Annotated in this window: 23 protein-coding genes and 1 tRNA gene; 18 read left to right on the forward strand and 6 right to left on the reverse strand. The window is 66.2% G+C overall.

Going from position 1 to position 22,330, the window contains the following annotated elements:
- Nucleotides 1–16: 16 nt before the first annotated feature.
- A tRNA-Glu gene (locus D9V32_RS15860) sits at nucleotides 17–92 on the reverse strand.
- 343 nt (nucleotides 93–435) lie between these two features.
- On the reverse strand, nucleotides 436–930 hold the full coding sequence (locus D9V32_RS15865) for an inorganic diphosphatase (RefSeq protein WP_030147921.1): 495 nt from the start codon (nucleotides 928–930) through the stop codon (nucleotides 436–438).
- Nucleotides 931–989: 59 nt separating this feature from the next.
- Between D9V32_RS15865 and tilS the strand changes: the two genes are divergently transcribed.
- From tilS to D9V32_RS15955, 18 genes are all read left to right on the forward strand, one after another.
- A complete protein-coding gene (gene tilS, locus D9V32_RS15870) occupies nucleotides 990–2,021 on the forward strand; it encodes a tRNA lysidine(34) synthetase TilS (RefSeq protein ID WP_121649889.1) in 1,032 nt (343 codons plus the stop codon).
- Between the two features lie 44 nt (nucleotides 2,022–2,065).
- Nucleotides 2,066–2,617 (forward strand): hypoxanthine phosphoribosyltransferase, encoded by a 552-nt coding sequence (gene hpt, locus D9V32_RS15875; protein ID WP_121649890.1) that lies wholly within the window; start codon nucleotides 2,066–2,068, stop codon nucleotides 2,615–2,617.
- Nucleotides 2,618–2,844: 227 nt separating this feature from the next.
- A complete protein-coding gene (gene ftsH / locus D9V32_RS15880) occupies nucleotides 2,845–4,929 on the forward strand; it encodes an ATP-dependent zinc metalloprotease FtsH (RefSeq protein ID WP_121649891.1) in 2,085 nt (694 codons plus the stop codon).
- 4 nt (nucleotides 4,930–4,933) lie between these two features.
- Complete coding sequence (folE, locus tag D9V32_RS15885) at nucleotides 4,934–5,533, forward strand: GTP cyclohydrolase I (protein ID WP_121649892.1); 600 nt, start codon at nucleotides 4,934–4,936, stop codon at nucleotides 5,531–5,533.
- Nucleotides 5,523–6,338: a dihydropteroate synthase gene (folP, locus tag D9V32_RS15890; RefSeq protein ID WP_121649893.1), complete on the forward strand. Its 816-nt coding sequence runs from the start codon at nucleotides 5,523–5,525 to the stop codon at nucleotides 6,336–6,338. The genes folE and folP overlap by 11 nt, the downstream gene beginning before the upstream one ends.
- Before the next feature lie 304 nt (nucleotides 6,339–6,642).
- On the forward strand, nucleotides 6,643–7,353 hold the full coding sequence (locus D9V32_RS15895) for a chymotrypsin family serine protease (RefSeq protein WP_147440515.1): 711 nt from the start codon (nucleotides 6,643–6,645) through the stop codon (nucleotides 7,351–7,353).
- A 75-nt stretch (nucleotides 7,354–7,428) separates the two neighbouring features.
- Nucleotides 7,429–8,583: an Ig-like domain-containing protein gene (locus tag D9V32_RS15900; RefSeq protein WP_147440516.1), complete on the forward strand. Its 1,155-nt coding sequence runs from the start codon at nucleotides 7,429–7,431 to the stop codon at nucleotides 8,581–8,583.
- 1,109 nt (nucleotides 8,584–9,692) lie between these two features.
- A complete protein-coding gene (locus D9V32_RS16410) occupies nucleotides 9,693–10,076 on the forward strand; it encodes a hypothetical protein (RefSeq protein ID WP_220700726.1) in 384 nt (127 codons plus the stop codon).
- A 99-nt stretch (nucleotides 10,077–10,175) separates the two neighbouring features.
- Nucleotides 10,176–10,541 (forward strand): dihydroneopterin aldolase, encoded by a 366-nt coding sequence (gene folB / locus D9V32_RS15910; protein ID WP_121649896.1) that lies wholly within the window; start codon nucleotides 10,176–10,178, stop codon nucleotides 10,539–10,541.
- Complete coding sequence (gene folK, locus D9V32_RS15915) at nucleotides 10,538–11,149, forward strand: 2-amino-4-hydroxy-6-hydroxymethyldihydropteridine diphosphokinase (RefSeq protein ID WP_121649897.1); 612 nt, start codon at nucleotides 10,538–10,540, stop codon at nucleotides 11,147–11,149. Before folB ends, folK begins: the two co-directional genes overlap by 4 nt.
- Nucleotides 11,146–11,622: a DUF3180 family protein gene (locus tag D9V32_RS15920; protein ID WP_183086370.1), complete on the forward strand. Its 477-nt coding sequence runs from the start codon at nucleotides 11,146–11,148 to the stop codon at nucleotides 11,620–11,622. The genes folK and D9V32_RS15920 overlap by 4 nt, the downstream gene beginning before the upstream one ends.
- A gap of 43 nt (nucleotides 11,623–11,665) precedes the next feature.
- Entirely contained in the window at nucleotides 11,666–12,226 is a 561-nt protein-coding gene (locus tag D9V32_RS15925) for a PH domain-containing protein (protein ID WP_245982374.1), read from the forward strand.
- Nucleotides 12,223–13,977: a PH domain-containing protein gene (locus D9V32_RS15930; RefSeq protein ID WP_121649900.1), complete on the forward strand. Its 1,755-nt coding sequence runs from the start codon at nucleotides 12,223–12,225 to the stop codon at nucleotides 13,975–13,977. Before D9V32_RS15925 ends, D9V32_RS15930 begins: the two co-directional genes overlap by 4 nt.
- Complete coding sequence (locus D9V32_RS15935) at nucleotides 13,974–14,678, forward strand: DUF2520 domain-containing protein (protein ID WP_121649901.1); 705 nt, start codon at nucleotides 13,974–13,976, stop codon at nucleotides 14,676–14,678. The genes D9V32_RS15930 and D9V32_RS15935 overlap by 4 nt, the downstream gene beginning before the upstream one ends.
- Nucleotides 14,679–14,769: 91 nt before the next feature.
- Nucleotides 14,770–16,278: a lysine--tRNA ligase gene (lysS, locus tag D9V32_RS15940; protein WP_121649902.1), complete on the forward strand. Its 1,509-nt coding sequence runs from the start codon at nucleotides 14,770–14,772 to the stop codon at nucleotides 16,276–16,278.
- 27 nt (nucleotides 16,279–16,305) lie between these two features.
- Nucleotides 16,306–16,518: a hypothetical protein gene (locus D9V32_RS15945; protein ID WP_121649903.1), complete on the forward strand. Its 213-nt coding sequence runs from the start codon at nucleotides 16,306–16,308 to the stop codon at nucleotides 16,516–16,518.
- A gap of 281 nt (nucleotides 16,519–16,799) precedes the next feature.
- On the forward strand, nucleotides 16,800–18,221 hold the full coding sequence (gene cls / locus D9V32_RS15950) for a cardiolipin synthase (protein ID WP_121649909.1): 1,422 nt from the start codon (nucleotides 16,800–16,802) through the stop codon (nucleotides 18,219–18,221).
- A 49-nt stretch (nucleotides 18,222–18,270) separates the two neighbouring features.
- A complete protein-coding gene (locus D9V32_RS15955; RefSeq protein WP_147440517.1) occupies nucleotides 18,271–18,567 on the forward strand; it encodes a hypothetical protein in 297 nt (98 codons plus the stop codon).
- A gap of 30 nt (nucleotides 18,568–18,597) precedes the next feature.
- Here the strand turns inward: D9V32_RS15955 and D9V32_RS15960 are convergent, their stop codons facing one another.
- The 4 genes from D9V32_RS15960 to D9V32_RS15975 are packed head-to-tail and all read right to left on the reverse strand — an operon-like array spanning nucleotide 18,598 to nucleotide 21,924.
- Nucleotides 18,598–19,671, reverse strand: coding sequence for a hypothetical protein (locus D9V32_RS15960; protein ID WP_121649905.1), 1,074 nt, complete (start codon nucleotides 19,669–19,671; stop codon nucleotides 18,598–18,600).
- On the reverse strand, nucleotides 19,668–20,294 hold the full coding sequence (locus D9V32_RS15965; RefSeq protein WP_183086371.1) for an ABC transporter ATP-binding protein: 627 nt from the start codon (nucleotides 20,292–20,294) through the stop codon (nucleotides 19,668–19,670). The genes D9V32_RS15960 and D9V32_RS15965 overlap by 4 nt, the downstream gene beginning before the upstream one ends.
- Nucleotides 20,285–21,307: a peptidoglycan-binding domain-containing protein gene (locus D9V32_RS15970; RefSeq protein ID WP_121649907.1), complete on the reverse strand. Its 1,023-nt coding sequence runs from the start codon at nucleotides 21,305–21,307 to the stop codon at nucleotides 20,285–20,287. Before D9V32_RS15970 ends, D9V32_RS15965 begins: the two co-directional genes overlap by 10 nt.
- Complete coding sequence (locus D9V32_RS15975; protein ID WP_121649908.1) at nucleotides 21,304–21,924, reverse strand: hypothetical protein; 621 nt, start codon at nucleotides 21,922–21,924, stop codon at nucleotides 21,304–21,306. Before D9V32_RS15975 ends, D9V32_RS15970 begins: the two co-directional genes overlap by 4 nt.
- Between the last annotated feature and the right edge of the window lie 406 nt (nucleotides 21,925–22,330).

Consider the following 22,330-nt stretch of genomic DNA (forward strand, 5'->3'; position numbering starts at 1 on the left):
CTGCATTACTTGGTAGTGGTGACCCCAACGGGATTCGAACCCGTGCTACCGCCGTGAAAGGGCGGCGTCCTAGGCCGCTAAACGATGGGGCCGTGAGGTTCGAAGACCTCGGCTACCGAAGTAACAGGCCGGAGTTTGAGATGATTTCCTTTCGGATTTCGTTTCCCGCGCTCTTGCCTGAAATCAGTATATGGGCATAATCCTCTCACAGAAAAATCGAGGTCGCCCCGGGCGCGTCCGATTTGGTGAAATGCCCGGTCATTCGGCGTGGCGGCATTCCCGGTTTCGGCGTGGCGGAGGCCCGAAAAATGGCGCTAAACGCGGGCAGGGCTCAGTCGTTTACCGAGGGAATCGACCGGAAAGCGCCGGGAAGTCGCCCCGAATGCGCGAAACGGCGGCCCGGAAATCTCCGGGCCGCCGTTTGAGAGGGAGTGACTAGTGCTTGCCCTCGGCCTCAAACGCGGCGAAACCGTCGGTGACGATCTGCTCAGCGGTCGCGGCATCGGCCCAACCATCAACCTTGACCCACTTGCCGGGCTCGAGGTCCTTGTAGCGGGTGAAGAAGTGCTCGATCTCGTTCTTGGTCTGCTCGTCAACATCCGAGATGTCCTGGATGTGGGCCCAGCGCGGGTCCTTGGCGGGGACAACCAGAACCTTGGCGTCCGAACCGGCCTCATCGGACATGTTCAGGACGCCGACGGGGCGAACCTTGACACCGACACCCGGGAAGACCGGGTACTCGAGCAGCACGAGTGCGTCAACGGGGTCGCCGTCGAGGCCCAGGGTGTTCTCGAAGTAGCCGTAGTCGGTGGGGTACACGAAGGTGGTGAACAGCACGCGGTCCAGGTAGACGCGACCGGTCTCGTGGTCAACCTCATACTTGTTGCGGCTGCCCTTGGGGATCTCTACGACGACGTCGTAAGTAGCCATGCTTGTTCTCCTTAGTTAGAACTGATCTGAAATGGCAAAGTCTGTAATAACGTTACTTGATGCCCGAGAACACACAAGCACCCCGTCGCCCCGGTTTGGATGCCGCGAGCGCGCGCATTCGTAGCGCCGTCCGATCCGCCCTCTCCGAACGCCCCGCCGCGGCTGAGAACGCGACGCCCGCGCCGGTGTTTGTGGCGCTCAGCGGCGGGCCGGATTCCCTGGCCCTCGCCGATGCCCTCGCGTTTGAGGCGCGGGCCGCGGACATTCCGGCCGGCGCCATCGTGATCGATCACGGCCTACAGGATGGTTCCGCCGTGGTCGCGGAGCGCGCCGCCGAGGTCGCTCGCGGGCTGGGGCTCGACCCCGTTGTCGTGCGTCGCGTGAGTGTCGGCTCCGAGGGTGGCCCCGAGGCCGCGGCTCGCGAGGCACGCTATGTGGCACTGCGTGAGATCGCGGCCGAGCAGGGCGCGGACACGGTTTTGCTCGGTCATACCCGTGACGATCAGGCCGAAACGGTGCTGCTCGGTCTCGCCCGTGGATCCGGTGCCCGCAGCCTCGCTGGCATGGCACCGCGTTCGGGAATCTTCGCGCGGCCGCTCCTCGGTATCGATCGCCACGACACGGTGGCCTCCTGCGCAGCTCGGGAGCACACGCCCTGGATCGATCCGCACAACTTTGACCACTCTTACGCACGCGTGCGTGTGCGCGAGACGGTGCTCCCGCTACTCGAGGCCGAGCTGGGGCCGGGCATCGTTCGCGCGCTCGCCCGCACCGCCGATCAGGCCCGCGAGGACGCCGACGCGTTTGACGATATGATCGAGGAGTTCATCGAGGAGATCGTGGAGCACGCCGAGGCGGGCATCGCGGTCTCGGTGCAGGCGTTGGCGGCGAACCCCGCCGCGCTGCGTAACCGCATTATCCGGTTGGTGGCGCACGGCGAGTTTGGGGTGTCGCTCGAGCGCAGCCACACCCTCGAAATTGCCGAGCTGGTGACGCGCTGGCGCGGACAGGGACCGCTCGACGTGCCGGGGATTCGCGTCCACCGGGAGAACGGGCTGATCGTGTTTACCGCCGCCGACGCGATCAAATAGCAAACGGTCGTCAACCCACCGGTGGCAGCACGTAGACTTGATTCATGGAATCCAGCGACATCCGCAATGATCTGACCGAAATCCTCGTCACCGAGGAGCAAATCAACAACAAACTGCGCGAGCTTGCCGCTCAGATCGACGCCGACTACGCGGGCAAGGACCTCCTCCTTGTGGGCGTACTCAAGGGTGCCGTGATGGTGATGGCCGACCTCTCCCGCGCGCTGACCCAGCACGTGCAGATCGACTGGATGGCGGTGTCCTCCTATGGCGCATCGACCAAGTCGAGCGGCGTGGTGCAGATTCGTAAGGACCTCGACACCGACATCGCCGGCCGTCACGTGCTGATCGTGGAGGACATCATCGACTCCGGTCTGACGCTCTCCTGGCTGCTCGACAACTTCGCCGCCCGCGGTGCCGCCTCGATCGAGGTGTGCGCCCTGCTGCGTAAGCCCGAGGCTGCCAAGGTCGAGATCGACTGCCGCTACGTGGGCTTCGACATCCCCAACGACTTCGTGGTGGGTTACGGCCTCGACTTCGCCGAGCGCTACCGCAACCTGCGCGACGTGGCGGTTCTCGCACCGCACGTTTACGCATAATACGATCGATCAGCCCTCGAGCTAGCCCACGACCCCGCGAGTGACCCTCGCGGGGTCTGTGTGTATTCTCGGAGCATCCCTCGCGGCAGCTGGGAACGCGCGCAACGTTCATCCCCTGGCGAACATACGGCGGAGTTTCGTTCGTAGCGACTACCCTAAACAGTACGGACCGCTGGGTCCGTCCCGGCCTCATCCGAAGAAAGGTCCGAGCGACCGCTCGCACGCACATGAAACCAAGTCGCCTCTTCAAGGGTCCACTGCCCTACATCATTGTTGCCATCATCGTCTTTCTGATCGGTTTTAACCTGATCGCCGGGCTCAACGGCTTCCGTGAAATCACCACCGAGCAGGGCATCTCCCTGATCAAGGATGGCAAGGTCAAGGACGTTACCCTGACCGCCGGTGAAAACCGCGCCGACCTCGAACTCAAGGAGGCGTTCAAGGACAACGGCACCCGCGTGCAGTTCAACTTCCTGGACGCCCGTGCCGGCGAGGTGATCGAGGCCATCAATGAGTCCAAGCCGTCCGATGGCTTCACCGATAAGGTGCCGCAGCCGAGTTGGATTGGCTCGCTGCTGCAGTTCCTCATCCCGTTCCTGATCATCGGTGTGGTGTTCTGGTTCCTGCTGTCCAACATGCAGGGCGGCGGCAACAAGATGATGTCGTTCGGTAAGTCGAAGGCGAAGCTCGTCTCAAAGGAGTCGCCGCAGGTGACCTTCGACGACGTCGCCGGAAGCGATGAGGCGCTCGAGGAGCTCAACGAGATCAAGGAGTTCCTGAAGGAGCCCGCGAAGTTCCAGGCCGTCGGTGCCCGTATCCCGAAGGGCGTGCTGCTGTACGGCCCTCCCGGAACCGGTAAGACCCTGCTCGCTCGCGCCGTGGCCGGTGAGGCCGGCGTGCCCTTCTACTCGATCTCCGGTTCGGACTTCGTCGAGATGTTCGTGGGTGTGGGTGCAAGCCGCGTGCGCGACCTGTTCCAGCAGGCCAAGGAAAACTCCCCGGCCATCATCTTTGTGGACGAGATCGACGCCGTCGGTCGTCACCGTGGTGCGGGAATGGGCGGTGGTCACGATGAGCGTGAGCAGACCCTGAACCAGCTCCTGGTGGAGATGGATGGCTTCGACCCCAAGACCAACGTGATCCTGATCGCGGCCACCAACCGTCCCGACATCCTCGACCCCGCGCTGCTGCGTCCGGGCCGCTTCGACCGCCAGATCGGCGTGGATGCGCCCGATCTGCCCGGCCGTCGCAAGATCCTCGAGGTGCACGGAAAGGGCAAGCCGCTCTCGAAGAACGTCGACCTCGAGGTTGTTGCCCGCAAGACCCCCGGGTTCACCGGTGCCGATCTTGCCAACGTCCTCAACGAGGCCGCCCTGCTTACCGCGCGCTCTAACGCGCAGCTGATCGACAACCGCGCGCTCGATGAGGCCATCGACCGCGTGATCGCCGGCCCGCAGCGCCGTACCCGCGTGATGAACGACCGCGAGAAGCTCATCACCGCCTACCACGAGGGTGGTCACGCCCTCGCCGCCGCCTCGATGCGCAACTCCGACCCGGTGACCAAGGTCACCATCCTCCCGCGCGGCCGCGCCCTCGGTTACACGATGGTGCTCCCGCTCGAGGACAAGTACTCGGTGACCCGCAACGAGCTGCTCGACCAGCTGGCGTACGCGATGGGTGGCCGGGTGGCCGAGGAGATCGTGTTCCACGACCCCACCACCGGTGCCTCCAACGACATCGAAAAGGCCACCTCGATCGCCCGCAAGATGGTGACCGAATACGGCATGAGCGCCGATATCGGTGCGGTCAAGCTGGGTGCCTCCAGCGGTGAGATGTTCCTCGGCCGCGACATGGGTTCGCAGCGCGACTACTCCGACCGTCTCGCCGAGCAGGTCGACGAGCAGGTTCGTGCCCTGGTGGAGCAGGCCCACGATGACGCCTGGAAGGTGCTGAACGCCAACCGCGACATCCTGGATCGCCTGGCTCGCGAGCTGCTGGAAAAGGAAACCCTGGACCACAACCAGCTGGCTGAGATCTTCAAGGACGTCAAGAAGCTCGACGAGCGCCCGCAGTGGCTCTCGAGTGCCGACCGCCCGGTCAGCGACCTGCCGCCCATCGAGATGCCGATCACCTCGGTCCCGATCCAGCCCGACCTGACCGACGGGGCTGTGGCTTCGGCCACCGTGCTTCCGGTCGAGGAGAGCCCGGCGGAGCTTCAGGCTGACGCCGCGGATGACGTGGCCGAAAAGCCGGCCGACAAGCCGGCCGACAAGCCGGCCGACAAGCCCACCGATTCGACCCCGGAGTCCTAACCGAATGGCAGTGGATCGCGAACGCATTATGCGGGCGGTGTCCGAACTGATCGAAGCGATCGGTGAGGACCCCGCCCGTCCGGGCATGCTCGACACCCCGCGCCGGGTGGCCGAGGCCTACGCCGAATACTTCTCCGGTATCGGCGTAGACGCCCGCGCGCTTCTGAGCAACACCGTGCCGCTGGACTCCGCCGACGGCGAGCACGAGACCTCCGGCCCCGGGGAGATCGTGCTGCTGCGCGATATCGAGTTCCGCTCGATCTGTGAGCACCACCTGCTGCCCTTCATCGGGGTAGCCCACGTCGCGTACCTTCCCGGTGAAACCGTGGTGGGGCTCGGCGCGCTGCCGCGGGTGGTGGACACCCTCGCGTCACGTCCGCAGCTGCAGGAGCGACTGACCGACGAGATCGCCGACACCCTGTTCACCGGCCTGGCCGCCCGAGGTGCGCTCGTCGTGATGGAGGCCAAGCACGGCTGCGTCTCCGCTCGCGGCCCGCGCCAGGTGGCCTCCAGCACCGTGACGATGGCGAGCCGGGGCGAGCTCTCCGACCCGCTGCGTCGGGGCGAGGTGTTCGCCCTGATCGGCGGCACCCATGACCGCTAGGCCGCCCGCCAGGCCGCTGCTGATGGGGGTGCTGAACGTCACCCCCGATTCCTTCAGCGACGGCGGCCGCTACCTCGCGCCCGAGGACGCCATCGCCCGCGGCCGCGCACTGGTCGCCGCCGGCGCGGCGATCGTCGATGTGGGTGGGGAATCCACCCGGCCCGGTGCCGAGATCGTGGGGGTGGATGAGGAGATCGCGCGGATCCGTCCGGCAATCGCCGCCCTCCATGCCGAGGGCATCACCACCTCGATCGACACGATGAACGCCGAGACCGCACGCATAGCCGTGGCAGAGGGCGCGCTCTACGTGAACGACGTGTCTGGCGGGCAGTCGGATCCCGAGCTGTTAGGGGTTGTGGCCGCTTCCGAGTCGGCGATCCTGATCGCCGGGCACTGGCGCGGCCGGCTCGACGCGGGTGACAGCCTCGCGCACTATGACGACCCGGTTGCCGAGGTGGTTGCCGAACTCGAGGGCATCGTCGCGGCAGCCCGCGCAGCGGGGATTCCCGATTCGCGCATCATCCTCGATCCGGGCCTGGGGTTTTCCAAGACCGCCGAGCACAACTGGGAGATCCTCCGCGGCCTGGACCGCCTGAGCGCGCTGGGTTTCCCCCTGCTGATCGGCGCGAGCCGCAAGCGTTTCCTCGGTGAGCTGCTGCCCGAGGACACCGACGTGCGCGAGCGCGACCTCCCCACCGCGGTGCTGTCGGCCCTGGTGGCAGATGCCGGAGTGTGGGGCCTCCGCGTGCACGAGCCCGCCGCGAGCGCACGGGCACTCGACGTTTGGGAGCACCTGCGCGGCTAGCGCCCCGGTGGGCCCTCGTCTCCGTCAGGTGTTCTGCGGTGTCCTGCGCTGTCCGCTTAGCGACCGTTCTCAAAAAACCTGAGATTTTTTCTCCTCGCTCGGCTCCTGTTCCTGATCCTGATCCTGATGCTGATCCGCGAGTTGTTTGCTCTCACATCGCGCCGGTTCGATAACAAATGTAGGCGTTCGGGGCCGGGTTTTGCGCTGTTACTCTGGCCCAATCGCCCCGACCGGGGACGACGGGTTTCGGTGTGGAAACGCCGAGCCTCACGCGCACAATTGGGGGGGGGAGAAACCAAAAATCGTGTTGCGAAAAACAACCGCATTTGGCACGGCCATAGCGCTGGCCGGCCTGATCGGCGTCGGGCTCGGGGCGGCCGTTCCGGCAGCCGCCGCACCGGGGGAGGGGCAGGACTTCGACGCGTACGCGCAGGAGCTTCTCTCTCGGCCCGGTATCGAGGGTGTCGCCAAGAATGCCCAGGGGAAGACGGTGGTGTGCACGTCGCCGCAGGTTTCGCGCGCGTTCAGCGTGCCCAGCGGGGTAGAGATCAAGAAGCTTCCGGAACCCATTTCGGCGTATGCCGCGACGGACATCGTGGGTGGCGCGGGGATTCTCTCCCGGGTCGGAGCCAGCGCGTACGCCTGCTCGATTGGGTTTTCCGCCTGGAACGCCGCCGGTGCGCCCGCCGTGATCTCCGCGGGGCACTGCGATACCTCCCCGGGTGCCGGCACACAGACGTACCTCAGCCAGCCCTCGACCGACCCCGGCGCGGGTCAGGGGGACGAGGGCGGCGTCTGGGCTTCGAGCCCGTTCGGGAGCTTCGCCTTCTCGCAGTTTGGCGGGCTCGGCGGGGTCGTGGGTCAGGAAGACGCAAACTCCACCGATATTGCGGTGATTGACGTTTCTGCCGGGGCTCCGAAGCCCGCGGTAACGGATTGGACCACCGCGGCAACCGATGATCTCTCCCTGAGCACCACTCCGATAACGGCGGTCGGCACGGTCAAACAGGGGTAGCCGATCAGTAAGTCTGGCCGCACCACCGGCCTGACCACCTCGGTCAACTCGTCCTATGATTTGGGCTGGTTTACCGTGAGTGGGAAAACCGTGTACGGCTTCGCAAACGAGGGTCTCCGGATTCGCAGCGGTGACTCCGGAGGTGCCGTCTTTCAGGGGCAAACCGCGGTTGGCGTCGTCAGTGGAGGTATCGACTCGATCAACTTCTCGGTCAGCACCGATCTCGTCTCTGCGCTGAAGCTCACGCCGGGGTACACGGTCATGCTCGCCCTCCCGACCCCGACCATCACCACCGGGTCCGGTGCCGAGGTTCCGTCTAACGGCGCACTCACCGGTACCGCCTCGCCGGGTGCCACGGTGGTTGTGACCGTGAACGGGTCCGCAGCCGAGGTGGTGGCTGACGCCTCCGGACGCTGGAGCCTGCCGGCGGGTAGCTCGCTCGGACGGGTGGACTTCACCGTTCAGGAGAGGGACGGCTTCAACCGCTCCGAGGCGGCGGTCGGTTCGGCCACCATCGTGCTTGCCCCGGTGGGCTTTGATCCCCTCGACGGGCTCGTGCACTCCGCCCCGACGGTGATCACCGGTACCGGTTTCCCCGGGGCCACGGTAAACCTCACCGGCGATGTTGCCGGCACCGCGGTCGTTGCGGCGGATGGCTCCTGGAGCATCCCGGTCACCGAGGAACTCGCATTCGGTGCGATCTCCATCAGTGCCACCCAGTCGGTGGGTACCGAGGTTTCCCCGATCGCGACCCTCTCGTTTGAGTACGCCATCGAGGCACCGGTGATCGAGTCTCCCGCTGATGGGGCCACGTTCGCGGTGGGAAGCGAGCCCACCGTTGTGACCGGCCGTGTCGTACCGGGTGCAGAGGTGACGGCAACCCTGAACGGTGTCGCGCTGAGCGCGACTCAGACCACCGAACCCGCCGCGCGTGCGGGGCAGGCCACCGTCGCCTTCTCGTTTGATCTCCCCACGGTAGCCGTGGGTTCGCACAAAATCGAGGTTACCCAGGTGATTGCGGGGGAACGCAGCGTTTCCACGTCCACCTTTGACATCCTGGCGGCCCCCGTGGTGAATCCCACCGGCCCGGCCGGCGTGATCACTCCCGGTGGCAACCTGCCGGCCACCGGAACCGACCCCCTGCTCGCGGTGTGGGCCGGTGCCCTGATCCTGCTGCTGGGCGGTGGCGCCGTACTCGCGAAGCGTCGCTTCGGCCAGCGCAACGGCTAGCTAGCCTGCTCGCCGAGGAATCGAATTCCTCACGCCTCGGTCCCGCTTCCCGTCGATTCCGGCGAGGATCGGGGCTGAGGTCTGCGTGGTGGACAGCCGTGTGGCGGGGAAGCCATCCGCCGTGACTCCTGTGCGAGCCCTCTCGCTCTACCAACCATGCGAGGCGTCAGATACACGCTGGTGTGGCACATCGCGTGAACGGGTTTAGCCGCAGGTAAGCGCTGGTTTCCTGCTCTAGATCTGAGTGAGATTGGCCGATTTGCCCTCGGGTGCTGGGAGATGGTCCTCACCGGTTCGTGGGGATTGTTACTCTGACGGAGCCTCTCAAACGGGAAGAAACGTATCGGCCTGCCGCTGTGCGCGCGGGGTGCACTCGAACTAGGGGGAATCACTTTTATGCTGAGAAAGAGAACCGCGCTCGGCGCGGTTGTCGCGCTGGCTGCGCTTATGGGCACGGGTGTGTCGGCGACTGCCATTCCGGCCGCCACAACGGCTGATAGACCGAGCGCTGATACTCGTATAAGCGTCATTCACCAACTCGGATTCGGGCCCTCCAGGTGGGTCGAACCTCCATATTTTCCGACTGATGGAAACGTTTACCTAGAGTACCCGGGTGAGGTTATCCGTGCGGCACCTTCGCGTCTCTGGGGGATGCATGGTGTGCGCTGGAACGATCTCGGTATTTTGACGTTATCCGGCGACATAAACGGCCAAGTTGAGCTTGTCGGAGACACCTACTTTTGGGCATACGATTTGACTGAGCCACTCAAGCCTGGCCAGGTTAATATTCAAGCGTCGGTCTTCGTCAATGGCGTTCACTGGCCCGAGACGACATTCACATTCGACTATGAGCCTTCGGATCTCTTGCTGCAGTCTCCTGAAAACGGCGCCGAGTTTCAGGTTGGCAGCACTCCCACCGAGGCGAGCGGGCGCGCCTCCCGCGATAGCAAGCTGGCAGCGCGCCTGGACGGGGTGTTGTTGACGAACACTACGCAAAACACCGATGATTTTCCGCCGGGTCCCGGGTCCCGGGTCCTGGGTACGATGACGGTTCGGGGGAGTTCTCCGTTTCGCTGCCTCCGCTCGCCCCGGGAACGCACACGCTTGAGGTGACCCAGGATATCGCCGGTGTGCTGACCGTCGTGAAATCCACGTTTGAGGTTGTGGAGCCGAGCGTGAAGCCGGTTGAGCCCACAAATCCGGTTGACCCGACGACTCCGGTTGATCCAACGACTCCGGTTGACCCGACAACTCCGGTTGACCCGACAACTCCGGTCGAGCCGACGGAGCCGACCGCCCCGGTCGAGCCCTCCACCCCGTCCACCCCTACCGACGTTGCAACCCCGGCCACCCCCGCGGCCGCCCCGGAGAGTGTCACCGGACTGGCAAAGACCGGCCCGGAGCCCTTCGTGGCCGCCTGGGCGGCGGTACTGCTGATGCTGGGTGGTGCGGGCGTGCTCATGCGTCGTCGCCTCCCGCAGCGCACGCGCTAGGCATAACAACCAGTGCGGCCCCGTGCCCGTCAGTCAACGGATGGGGCGGGGCCGTCGGTCGTCTGGCGGGGTGGTTTGTGTGCCCCGTAGACTAGGCCCGTGGCTGCCAACGACTTCATCACCCTGACCGGGCTGCGCGTACGCGCGCACCACGGTGTGTTCGACTTTGAGCGCGAGCAGGGGCAGGACTTCCTGATCGACCTCGTGGTGTGGCTCGACATGCACCCCGCGGCCGGCAGCGACGACCTTGCCGCGACCGTGCACTACGGCGAGCTCGCCGAGGCCGTGGTGGCCGCGGTAGCCGCCAACCCCGTAGACCTCATCGAGACCGTGGCCGAGCGTGTGGCCGCCGTGGCCCTCAGCTTCCCCGCGGCCGAGCGCGTTCGTGCAACCGTGCACAAACCCGACGCCCCCATCTCCGTCCCCTTCGGCGATGTGGCCGTCACCATCGAGCGCTCCCGATGAATCCTCTGCCGCGTCCCCGCGTCACGCCGCCCTCACGGAACGCCCAGGCTCGCCTCGAGCGCCTGGCCGCCGATGAGGAGGCCGCTGGACGAGCCCCGAAGACACCGGTGAGCGTGGTGCTGGCGCTTGGCGCGAACCTGGGAGCCCGTGCGGAGACCCTCGAGGCCGCGGTGCGTGAGCTGGGCGAGCACTCCGGAATCGACGACGTCTCGCTCTCCCCGGTGATCAACTCGGTGGCCGTGAAACTCAACGGCCCCGATCCGGAAGCACCCGGCTACCTCAACGCCGTAGCCACCCTCTCAACCACCCTGAGCCCGCGAGACCTCCTGGCCGTCGGTGCCGAGATTGAGCGCGCCCACGGGCGTGAGCGGCTCGAACGCTGGGGCGATCGCACCCTCGATATCGACATCATCACCTATGGTGACCTCGCCATCGACACCCCCGCGCTCACCATTCCGCATCCGCGGGCAGCCGAACGTGACTTCGTGCTGGGCCCCTGGCACGAGCTCGACGCTCAGGCGTTCCTGCCCGGATACGGCTCCGTGGCCGAACTTCTCGCCGAGCTGCGTGCGACGCAGGGCCCCGCGAGCGAAACGGGCACCCCGTGAAGCGCACCTCGATCGGTTCGCTCTTCGGCATCCTCGTGGTGGGTGCCGCAATCGGCGCGCTGACGAACCTCACCCTCGCCGGGATCGGCCGTCCGCTGCTGAACCCCGCGGTGTCGCTCCCGATCACGCTGATCCTGATCGCCGGCATCACCGTGTTCCTCGCCGCCCGCATCTACCGGGCCGTACGGGCCACCCCGCGTCGCCCGGTCGACTCGTTCTACGCGATGCGGATCCTGGTACTCGCCAAGGCCGAGGCCGTCACCGGCGCGCTGCTGTGCGGTATCGGGCTCGGTCTTCTGGGGTTCCTGCTGAGCCGCGCCGTCGGTCCCGCGCTAAACTCGTGGGGACCCGTGGTGGCCGCCACCGTGGGCGCCCTGATCCTGTGCGCGGGCGGCCTGATCGCCGAACACCTGTGCACCCTGCCGGAGGATACCGACGATGACCTACCCGGAGCAGCCTCCCCGTCAGCCTGACGAGTCCGTCCCGCCTGTCTCGGAAAGCGCCGAGGTTTCAGGCGTGCCGAGCGCCACGGACCCCGCAACTGCGGAGCACACACACCCGGCTGCGGCCCCGGCGGCACCGGACGACCGCGGCGCCCTCGAACTCGACTACCCCCTCGGACAGTGGCAGCGGATCTCGCCGAAGTATGCGGTGATTGAGCAGATCGGCAACGGCGTCACGATGCTCATCGTGGCCGTGATCGCCGCCCTCGTGTGGTGGCTCAATGAGACGCCCTGGCCGCTGATCGCCGGGGGAGCGGTGCTGATCATCCTCATCATTACCGCGATCCTGATCCCGCGCCGGGCCCGCTCAATCGGCTACCTGCTGCGCGAGGACGACCTCCTGTTCCGTCGCGGCATCATGTGGCAGCGCTTCGTCGCCGTGCCCTACGGTCGCATGCAGCTCGTTGATATCAACCGCGGCCCGGTAGCGCGCGCGTTCGGGCTGTCCGAGCTGAAGTTTGTGACCGCAGCCGTGGGCACCAACGTCGTAATCCCGGGCCTTCCACTGGAGGAGGCCGAGCGCCTTCGCGACCACCTCGTGGCCGTGGCGGAGAGCCGCCGGAGCGGGCTGTGAGCAGCGATTTTTCGCCGATTCCCCGGGAACCCGTTCCGAACGCGGATCAGCCGGGTGTCCCCCTTGTTCCCTCCTCCCCGGTAGCCGAACTCACCGATGGTGAGTGGCACCGCATGCATCCGGCGACGCCGCTGCTGCGCGGCGGGGTCGCGTTCCTCGTGATTCTCGGAATCGTCATTTCAAACTTCCGCGAGCGGCTGGTCGCGTTCGTGCTTCCCGCCTGGGGTGGGCCGGAGGAATACGACCCGATCACGGCGATCCTGAACTCGCCCAACATCCTGCTGATCCTCGGCGGCGTGCTGCTCTTTCTCCTCCTGATGCTGGTGTTCTTCTACGTGTCCTGGCGGATGGCGACGTTCCGTATCGGCAGCGACGCGGTGGAGATCCGCAGCGGCATCCTGTTCCGTCGTCACCGTCGTGCCCAGCTGGATCGCATTCAGTCGGTTAATATTTCTCGTCCGCTCTTTGCCCGCATTTTTGCGGCGGCGAAGCTCGAGGTGTCGGTGGCGGGGGACGGCGCGAACGTCAACCTCGAATACCTTCACGCGCGCGATGCGGAGCCGCTTCGTGCGGCCCTGCTGACCCTCGCCTCCGGCATGCAGCATCGAAAGGCCGCGGCGCACGCCGACGCGAGCGCCGAGCCGGGCACGTCAAAGCTGGAGCGTCTGGTCACCGATCGTGCCCGTGACCTGCTTGCCCCAGAGCTCGACATCGCCCAGCACGAGGTGAGTGCGCTGGTGCGCGTTCCGCCGCTGCGGCTGATCCTCTCCACCGTGATCAGCATGTCCACGGTGATCCTCCTCGTGACCATCGGCGTGGTGGTCTACCTCACCACTCGCGGTCAGTTCTGGGCGCTGTTTGTGCTGCTGCCCACCATCCTCGGTGTGGTGTCGTACTACTGGAACCGCATCGCGAAGGCCATGCGATTCTCGGTGGCGAGTACCCCGGCGGGCATGCGGATCGGTGCCGGGCTCCTCTCGACCATTAACGACACCGTCCCTCCGGGTCGCGTACACGCGGTGCGGGTGACCCAGCCCCTGCTGTGGCGGCCGTTTGGATGGTGGCAGGTGCAGATCAACCGCGCCGGCACCTCGGCGCTCAACCCCGCGGGTTCGGCAACCACGGCGCTCCCGGTCGGGCGGCTTGATGACGCCGCAGCGGTGGTGGGGCTGCTGCTCAACCAGCCGTTCTACCAGCCCGTGCGCGGTCTCCTCGGCGATGCCCTGGAGGCACCGCGTCCGCGCGGGTTTGTGGGCAACCCGCGCCGCGCGGCATGGCTGGATCCCTTCGCCTGGAAGCGCACCGGATACACCCTCACCGGTGACCTTCTGATCTTCCGCCGCGGGGTGGTGTGGCGCCACCTCGACCTCCTTCCACTCGCGAGACTGCAGAGCCTCAACACCACCCAGGGGCCGATCGAACGCCGCCTGCGACTCGCAACCGTGACCGCGCACACCGTGGCCGGCCCGGTGATTCCGCAGCTTCCGCACATGTCCACCGCGGACAGCGTGGCGCTGTTCGAGCGGGTTTCGGCCGCGGTGACCGTGGCCATCGGCGAGGACACCTCACACCGCTGGGCCGCCGCCCGGGCGAGCGCCCCGGTGCCCGAGGCACCGCGCATCGACCTCGGGCTCTGGGAACCCACAGTCGAGCAGGAGGCCGCCCTGGTAGCGGCTGACGCCCAGCGATACCCCACCGCCGATGAAGCGGAGCAGACCGCAGCAGAAACGAACCAGGAGAACACGAAGTGAGTGCGCGCGCAGGTCGACTCGGCGTCGGAATTATTGGTGCTGGTCGGGTGGGCCCGGTCCTCGGTGCGGCCCTCGCCGGTGCCGGTCACGCGGTAATCGGGATCTCGGCGATCTCCGAGGCGAGCCGAGACCGTGCCGACGCCATCCTGCCCGGGGTGCCGATTCTCGGGATTCCCGAGATTATCGAGCGCAGCGAGCTGGTGATTCTCGCGGTTCCCACCGCCGAGCTGCCCGCGCTGGTGGGGGGCCTCGCCGAGGCGGGCACCTGGCAGCCCGGGCAGATCGTGCTGCACACCGCCGCCGAGTACGGCACCGCGGTGCTGGCCCCGGCGAGTGCCCGCGGGGTGATTCCGCTGGCGCTGCATCCGGCGCTCGCCTTCACCGGCACCAGCATGGACCTCGCGCGCCTGGCCGAGAGCTACGTGGCCGTGACCGCCCCCACCCCGGTGCAGCCCATCGGGCAGGCCCTCGTGGTCGAGATGGGGGCCGAACCGGTGATCGTCGCCGAGGATGATCGCGTCGCCTATGCCGAGGCGATCGAGACCGCCACGGTGTTCTCCCGTTCGATCGTGACCCAGGCCACCTCGATCCTCGCGAACATCGGGATCGAGCAGCCCGGTGGTTTTCTCTCCTCGCTCGTGCGCAGCACGGTGGACCTCGCGCTGCGCGAGACACCGCGCGCGCCGGGTCTTTCGGAGTGATCCGCACCCGTGCCACAGCGCTGGCCATACGCCGGTGTGACACCCGGCTAAACTGGACGGGTACCCGCATGTCTTCAAGGAGAAAACCGATATGAGCGACTCCACCGTTGCCGCCCCGACCGATGCTGAAATTTTCGAGCAGAAGGCGGTGCGTCTGGCGAAGCGCGAACGGCTGATCGCCGAACGCACCGACGCCGCCGGCGGAGCCTACCCGGTGAGCGTGCCGATCACCACCACGATCCCCGAGCTGCGCGCCGAGTACGCCGAGCTTGAGGCCGGTGCCGAGACCGGTGTGACCGTCGGCATCGCCGGCCGCGTCATGCACGCCCGCAACACCGGCAAGCTGTGCTTCGCGAGCCTGCAGTCCGGCGATGGATCGCGCATCCAGGCGATGGTGTCCCTCGCCGAGGTGGGCGAGGAATCGCTCGCCCGCTGGAAGGACCTCGTGGACCTGGGCGACCACGTCTTCGTCTCCGGTCAGGTGATCTCCAGCCGCCGCGGTGAGCTGTCGATCATGGTGACCGACTGGCAGATCGCCGCCAAGGCCATCCAGCCGCTGCCCAACCTGCACAACGAGCTGAGCGAGGAGAGCCGGGTACGCGCACGCTACCTCGACCTCATCGCCCGCGAGCAGGCACGCAAGACCGTTGTTGACCGTGCAACCACCATGGCCAGCCTGCGCAAGACCTTCACCGACCAGAACTTCCTCGAGGTTGAGACCCCGATGCTTCAGGTGATGCACGGTGGTGCCGCCGCGCGTCCGTTCGTCACCCAGTCGAACGCCTTTGACACCGAGCTGTTCCTGCGGATCGCCCCCGAGCTCTACCTCAAGCGTGCGGTGGTTGGCGGTATCGACCGCGTGTTCGAGATCAACCGCAACTTCCGTAACGAGGGTGCCGACTCGACCCACAGCCCCGAGTTCGCGATGGTCGAGGCCTATCAGGCCTATGGCGACTACAACTCTATCGCCGATCTCACCCAGAGCCTGATCCAGAATGCCGCCCTCGCGGTGGCCGGATCGCACGTGGTGACCTGGGCCGACGGCACCGAGTTTGACCTCGGTGGCGACTGGGACCGCATCGACATGTACACTTCACTGTCCGAGGCTGCGGGGCGCGAGATCACCCCGGAGACCCCGATCGAGGAGCTCAAGGCCCTCGCCGAGGCCGAGGGCGTGAGCGTGGCTCACCCCATCCACGGTAAGTACGTGGAGGAGCTGTGGGAGCACTTCGTCAAGGAGTCGCTGACCCGCCCGACCTTCGTCATGGACTTCCCCGTGGACACCTCACCGCTCGTGCGTGAGCACCGCACCAAGGCGGGCGTTGTGGAGAAGTGGGACCTCTACATCCGCGGCTTTGAGCTGGCCACCGGGTACTCTGAGCTGGTTGACCCGGTTATCCAGCGCGAGCGCTTCGTGGAGCAGGCAAAGCTCGCGGCCCGCGGTGATGACGAGGCGATGCCCGTGGACGAGGACTTCCTGCGGGCACTCGAGCACGGTATGCCGCCCTCGGGCGGTATGGGAATGGGCGTGGACCGCCTGATGATGGCGATCATCGGGCTCGGTATCCGCGAGACCATTCTGTTCCCGCTGGTCAAGTAGTTTTTCACGGAGTACGCTAGAGGGATCATGGACAATTACTGGGTAAACGCGCTCTGGTCGGTCACCCCGACCATCCTTGTTGGGCTCGTCTTCTGGGCCATCGTGCGCTCGATCATCCGGGCTGATCGTGGCGAACGCGCCGCGTACGCCGAGCTGGAGTCGGTGGAGCGCGTGCGCCTCGGCCTCCCGCCCGCACCGCGCCCGGGAAGCGCCGCGGCCAAGACCTCGGCCCCCGAGTAGTCGGCTGCTGCGCGCAGTGCTTTTATGAGCTGCTGCGCGCAGCGCTTTACGAACGGTCCCTCGCTTCGGCGAGGGGCCGTTCGTCGTCTATCCCCCGGTGACGGTGACGGACACGGCAGAAACTCGGGCGTAGCGCGCACGTTTGCTGGTGCCGGTTCGCTAAGCTGGGCTCACTCGGCGGACACGGGCAGACACCGTGTTTCCGCCTGACCGAGAGGAGCACCGTGGGCCTGGACATCTTCCTCGGTGGTTTTGGTCTGTGGAGCGTGCTCTACCTCATCATGGACATCACGATCCGGGTGATCGCGGTCATCGTTGTTCCGCGCAACCGCAAGCCCACCGCCGGCACCGCCTGGCTCATGCTGATCTTCATTCAGCCCGCCGTGGGTATGCTCATCTTCCTGCTGATTGGAAACCCGAAGCTTCCGCGTAAGCGCCGGAAGATTCAGGAGGAGATTAACGATGCGGTGAAGACCGGTGTGGAGGCCCTTCCCAATCAGGAGCATCAGCCGGGCGCCCCGACCTGGTTTAACTCCCTCGTTGAGCTGAACTCGAACCTGGGAGCTCTCCCGCTGCTGGGTGGCAACACCGCGCGCCTGATCGCCGACTATGACGGCTCGATCGCCGAGATGACCCGCGAGCTCGACACCGCGGTGGACTACATCCACATTGAGTTTTACATCCTGTCGTACAGCCCCAAGACCGAGGAGTTCTTCAACGCCATCGGGCGCGCGGTCTCCCGCGGGGTCAAGGTCCGTGTCCTCTTTGACCACATTGCGACGCTGCGGTCACCGAGTTTCCGTCGCACCAAGCGTCGTCTGCGCGAGGTGGGGGCCGAGTGGCACATGATGCTGCCGGTGCAGCCGCTGCGTGGCAAGTATCAGCGGCCCGATCTCCGTAACCACCGCAAGCTCCTCATCGTGGATGGGCGCGTGGGGTACATGGGCTCGCAGAACCTCGTGGATCGCACCTACCTCAAGAAGACCAACCTGCGGCGCGGACTCAAGTGGAAGGACCTCATGGTCCGGGTGGTGGGCCCCACGGTGGACGCCCTCAACGTGATCTTCCTCTCCGACTGGTACGCCGAAACCGGCGAGATCATCGCGCTGCGACTCGATATGGCGGAGGCCGTGCCCGAGGGTACCCCGCACGTGCTCGACTGCCAGGTGGTGCCGAGCGGCCCCGGATTCGACGGTGAAAACAACCTGCGCCTGTTCCTCGGCCTGCTTTATGCAGCGCAGAAGCGCATCGTCATCACGAGCCCGTACTTTGTGCCCGATGAGTCGATCATGTACGCGGTCACCACCGCTGTGCAGCGCGGCGTACCGGTGGACCTCTTTGTGTCCGAGGAGGGCGACCAGGCGGTCGTGTTCCACGCGCAGCGCTCCTACTACGAGGAGCTGTTGAAGGCGGGCGTGCGGATCTTCATGTACCCGGCACCGTACATTCTGCACGCCAAGCACTTCACCATCGACGACGATGTGGCCGTGATCGGCTCCTCGAACATGGACATGCGCTCGTTTGGTCTGAACCTCGAGGTGTCGCTGCTCGTGCGCGGTGCCTCGTTCGTGGAGGAGATGCGCGGCATTGAGGACGACTACCGGGCGATGAGCCGCGAGCTGACCCTCGAGGAGTGGGAGCGTCAGCCGCTGCGCTCAACCGTGCTGGACAACCTCGCGCGCCTGACCTCGGCCCTGCAGTAGCGCAGACCACCCGTATTCCTGGTGTTCTCGCGGCTGATACCGTAGAACAATGAACACGACGCCCTCGCGCCCGCCCATGACCCGTGCCACCAGAATCGGTGTGATTCTCGCCGCCGTGAGCCTGGCCGCGGGCATCTTTTCCACGTTCTCCGATGAGGTTACCCCCAAGATCATCGCACTGGTGCTTTCCTTTGTGGCGCTCGTCGGTGCCGGTGTGGCCATCGGCATTCAGGTTGCTGCGGAGCGCCGCAAGGTGTCCGCCGCCCGCCGTGCCGAGGCCATCCGTGCTGCCGACGAGCGCGCCGCCGAGGAACGTGCCTCCGGAGACGACTCCGCGCGGTCCTAATCACGGGGTCTCCGTGAGAGCGCAGACCTCCTAGCGCTGCTGGAAGTACCGCACGAGGTGCGTTTCGCGGATGAGCGCGGTCGCGATTCCGACGGTCAGCCACCAGGCGGCCGCGGCCGCGACGACCACTCGGGCACCCACGCTCCATGCGGCCAGGAGCGGATCGGGATTGTGCGCGGCCGCCAGGAATGCGAGCGCGGTGAGCGCGAGCGTTGCTGCCGGAACCAGCCAGATCAGCGTTTCCGCGAGCGCGATGCGCACCAGATCCGTGCGGGAAACACCCACGTGTCGGGCGGATGCGAGCTCAAGTCTGCGCATCCGCACCCCGGTGAGCGCCAGTACCGTTGCGATGACCGCGGCGGCCAGGGTCAGCGGCATGAGGGGTAACGCCTGGAAGGCTTCCTGTGGGCTGTAGCTGCGCCCGAGGCTCGGGTTCCACTGGACGGCCTCGCCGGATGAGAGCGGCTCGGTGGTGGCGATGCTCAGTAGCTCGAGGGGGTTGTCGGTGGGCGGCCAGAACCGTACCCAGCAGGAATCAAAGGGCTCTTCCGTGCCCGAGTCCAGACCCAACGCGGCCCCGCTGAGTGTCGCATCGCGTCCGTCATCCGGGTGGTCGTAGGCGGCCGCAATCGCGACGGGGGCCGAGCCACCCACGAGTGTGGTGTCCGTGGGGAGGGTGCCCACACCCAGCGTCATACCGAGTTTTGCGTCGACGATGAGCCCCGCTCCGGGGTTCACCGGAGCCGCCCCGAGCAGGCGGGCGAGGCCGGGAGTCACGTCAAAATACGGGGTCGGGAGGTCGGGCAGGGCGGCGAAGCGCAGTGCCTGACCGGCCCGGCTGGCCCCGGCCGCATCGACACCGTCCACCCCGTTCAGGGCATCGCAGGCTCGCGGATCGATCGCCCCCACGGCATCGAGCCGAAACACCGAGGCCCCGGATTGCCGGAACCGATCGGCGGTGCCGGCCACATCCACCACGGAACGAACGCTCATCCCGCCGATCGACAGCACAATCGCGAGGAACGCGATCAGGGCGATCAGACCGCGCGAGGCACCGGAGCTAAAGTTTCGGCCGGCCTCGCGCCACAGCTCGGTGCCCCTCACGAGGAAACCTCCGCAGCTGGGGGGACAACGGTGAGGAGGTCGATCACCCGCGAGCAGGCATCCACCACGCGATGGTCGTGGGTGGCAATAAAGATCAGCGCGCCGCGCTGCCCCAGGTTCGACAACACCTCACACACCTCACGTGCCGAGGCGGCATCCAGCTGAGCGGTGGGCTCATCCACCAGCAGCATGCCGGGTCGTGAGGCGAGGGCGCGTGCCAGGAGCATCCGCTGACGCTCACCACCCGAGAGCATTCGGTACGGCCTCTCGGCAACGTGTTCTAGCCGCACGAGCGAGAGATATTCCCTGGCCGCCGTGACGGCCTCATCGCGTCGCATGCCGGCCGCCACCAGAGGAAGACACACGTGGTCGAGCGCCGTGCGCCCAGGCACCCCGTGGGGGTTCTGCGACACCAGTGCGACGCGTTCATCCCCGGAAATCTCGAGGGTGCCCGCCGTGGGTGCCAACCACCCACCCAGCAGGGAGAGCAGGGTGGATTTTCCCGACCCCGAGGGGCCGGTGAGCGCAACAAGATCGCCGCCCTCCGCCCTGAAGCTGAGACCCGAGTACAGCGGTGCCGCCCCCGAGTGCGCGAACGAAAGCTCGGTGGCCGCTACTCGCACGCGCTGATGACCTCGGAGGCGGGAAGCATTACCCGAGTAATCGGTTTCTCGGCAACGACAAACACCGTGCCGAGCTCGCTCGCGAGGACGCTGACCGGCACGGTGGTGCGATCCTCGGCAACCACGCAGCCCCCCGTCGGGTCGGTGAGTACCACCGCCGCCGGGGGAACGCCGATGGCCGCAATCGGATCAACCAGTCGCACCTGGAGCGATACCCCGCGACCCGGATCCTTCTTCCAGTCGGCGAATGCAGGGGATGCCGATACTGCCTGGAGCAGCTCGGGATCGGTGACCCTGCGCTCGGCGGAGAGTGGCACGCTGCTGGTACCCGCGGCCGCCGAGTAGGCGTGCTCGGGAAGCTCCGCCGGGCTCGCGGGGACGCTCAGACCGATGAGTGCGCCGCCGACGGTGAGCAGTGCTTCTCCGGCCGTGACGATGGACCCCACCCCGGCTTCGCAGGAGGCAATGGGCCCGATACCGGCGGGAATCCACTGCACCCGATCCAGCACAACCTGGCCGGTTTTCTCCGTAGACGAGGCTTCCTGAACTGCGCGGACCGCGGCGGCGGTAGTGGCACCAAAGGTGCCGTCCACCGCGACGCCCTGGCCGGCATCGCTGAGGGCCTGCTGGAGCGCGGAGACGTCGGTTCCGGAGAGCCCGAGGCGGAGGTCTCGCCAGAGAGGCACGGTGGTCACGATGGCGATGCGCGGGATCCCATCGATGCTGAGCACGTGTTCACCCAGTGTGACCTGGTGGCCGGGGGCACAGGATGATGCGGTGATCGTGCCGCCAGCACCATTCACGGGCACCCTCACCTCGCCGGAAACCTCGGGCACCGCGGCCACCGAGTGGAGTCCGTCAAAGCTTCGCTCCGTCACCGGCACGGCTCGCGGCCCCGCAATGGGCGCGGTCGACACGGGCAACAGCGGCGGCAAAAAGAGTGTACCGATCAGCGCGCCCACGGCGAGGGCGATTACGGCGATCAGTGCGCCCACACGAAGGCGGCCGCTCATTTACTCAACGGGCTGTTGCCACACTGCTGAACGCGGGGGTCGTCCATCGCGATGCCTCCGGGAAGCGTGGGGAGATTCGGAATGTCGGCGTTGAGCGGGTAGGAGCCGTCGGGGTTTCTGGCGGCGTTCTGAGCCGTGGAAAAAGCCCGGACAAACTGTTCCCAGTTTTCATTTGTGAACGCTGCATCAACCACTCCCTGAGCGCGCAGGCAATCGGGGATCATCGCCGAGAGGTCCTCGTTTTTTGGATTGGACCGCATGCTGTTGTAGAGCGCCTCGATCGATCCCGTGGTCTCATCTGTACAGCGTCGTTCGGCCACCTCCTCGGCAGCGGAGGGCGCGGACGCGAGGTCGTATGAGCCATCCGGATTGGCGACCGCCTTGATGCCCGCGTCGGCTAGGCATCGGATGTAGCGCTCCCGGGTCTCCCGGAACTCATCATCGGTGATGACGTTGTCCTTCAGGACCTCGCGCTGAAAGTCGGTGACGGCACCCTTGCGGGCCTGCTCAAACTGTGCCGCGTAGGGCCCGCTTGACGCGGTTTGCTCTGCCGAGCAGGCACTCAGCCCAAGCACCACGACGAGGGCAGTGGCGGCGGCGAACTTTCGAGCGCTCATCCGAGGCTCACCCCATCACGCTGGATGGCGGTGCGGTACCGAGCGGTCCCTATCATCATTGGTATTTCCCCCGGATACGGTGTTTCAACAGGCGTTGTGTGGACGTTTGAGAAAAATAGCAACTTCGGGGAACGGACCGAAGCAGGGCACGGGACGCGTTATGCAAACGTGATTACGAGTGTGTTCCATTGCCGGTGTGAAACCGGGGGTGGGTTCGTCACCGGGCACGTTTCCCCCGATGTCACGCCCACGGCGAACAGGGGACTATTGTGCGCCCGAGCGCGTTATTCTCGATGTAACGACGCCGACCCACGCCGCGGCGTTTAAGGAGTGAAATGTTCGAGAGATTCACGGATCGTGCCCGTCGCGTTGTCGTTTTGGCCCAGGAAGAGGCCAAGATGCTCAA

This window comes from Mycetocola tolaasinivorans (assembly GCF_003667565.1).
Classification (GTDB): domain Bacteria; phylum Actinomycetota; class Actinomycetes; order Actinomycetales; family Microbacteriaceae; genus Mycetocola; species Mycetocola tolaasinivorans.

Coding starts and splice junctions, on each gene's coding strand:
- D9V32_RS15865 (WP_030147921.1), bottom strand. CDS start 930: ATGGCTACTTACGACGTCGTCGTAGAGATCCCCAAGGGCAGCCGCAAC.
- tilS (WP_121649889.1), top strand. CDS start 990: ATGCCCGAGAACACACAAGCACCCCGTCGCCCCGGTTTGGATGCCGCG.
- hpt (WP_121649890.1), top strand. CDS start 2,066: ATGGAATCCAGCGACATCCGCAATGATCTGACCGAAATCCTCGTCACC.
- ftsH (WP_121649891.1), top strand. CDS start 2,845: ATGAAACCAAGTCGCCTCTTCAAGGGTCCACTGCCCTACATCATTGTT.
- folE (WP_121649892.1), top strand. CDS start 4,934: ATGGCAGTGGATCGCGAACGCATTATGCGGGCGGTGTCCGAACTGATC.
- folP (WP_121649893.1), top strand. CDS start 5,523: ATGACCGCTAGGCCGCCCGCCAGGCCGCTGCTGATGGGGGTGCTGAAC.
- folK (WP_121649897.1), top strand. CDS start 10,538: ATGAATCCTCTGCCGCGTCCCCGCGTCACGCCGCCCTCACGGAACGCC.
- lysS (WP_121649902.1), top strand. CDS start 14,770: ATGAGCGACTCCACCGTTGCCGCCCCGACCGATGCTGAAATTTTCGAG.
- D9V32_RS15945 (WP_121649903.1), top strand. CDS start 16,306: ATGGACAATTACTGGGTAAACGCGCTCTGGTCGGTCACCCCGACCATC.
- cls (WP_121649909.1), top strand. CDS start 16,800: ATGGACATCACGATCCGGGTGATCGCGGTCATCGTTGTTCCGCGCAAC.
- D9V32_RS15955 (WP_147440517.1), top strand. CDS start 18,271: ATGAACACGACGCCCTCGCGCCCGCCCATGACCCGTGCCACCAGAATC.
- D9V32_RS15970 (WP_121649907.1), bottom strand. CDS start 21,307: ATGAGCGGCCGCCTTCGTGTGGGCGCACTGATCGCCGTAATCGCCCTC.
- D9V32_RS15975 (WP_121649908.1), bottom strand. CDS start 21,924: ATGAGCGCTCGAAAGTTCGCCGCCGCCACTGCCCTCGTCGTGGTGCTT.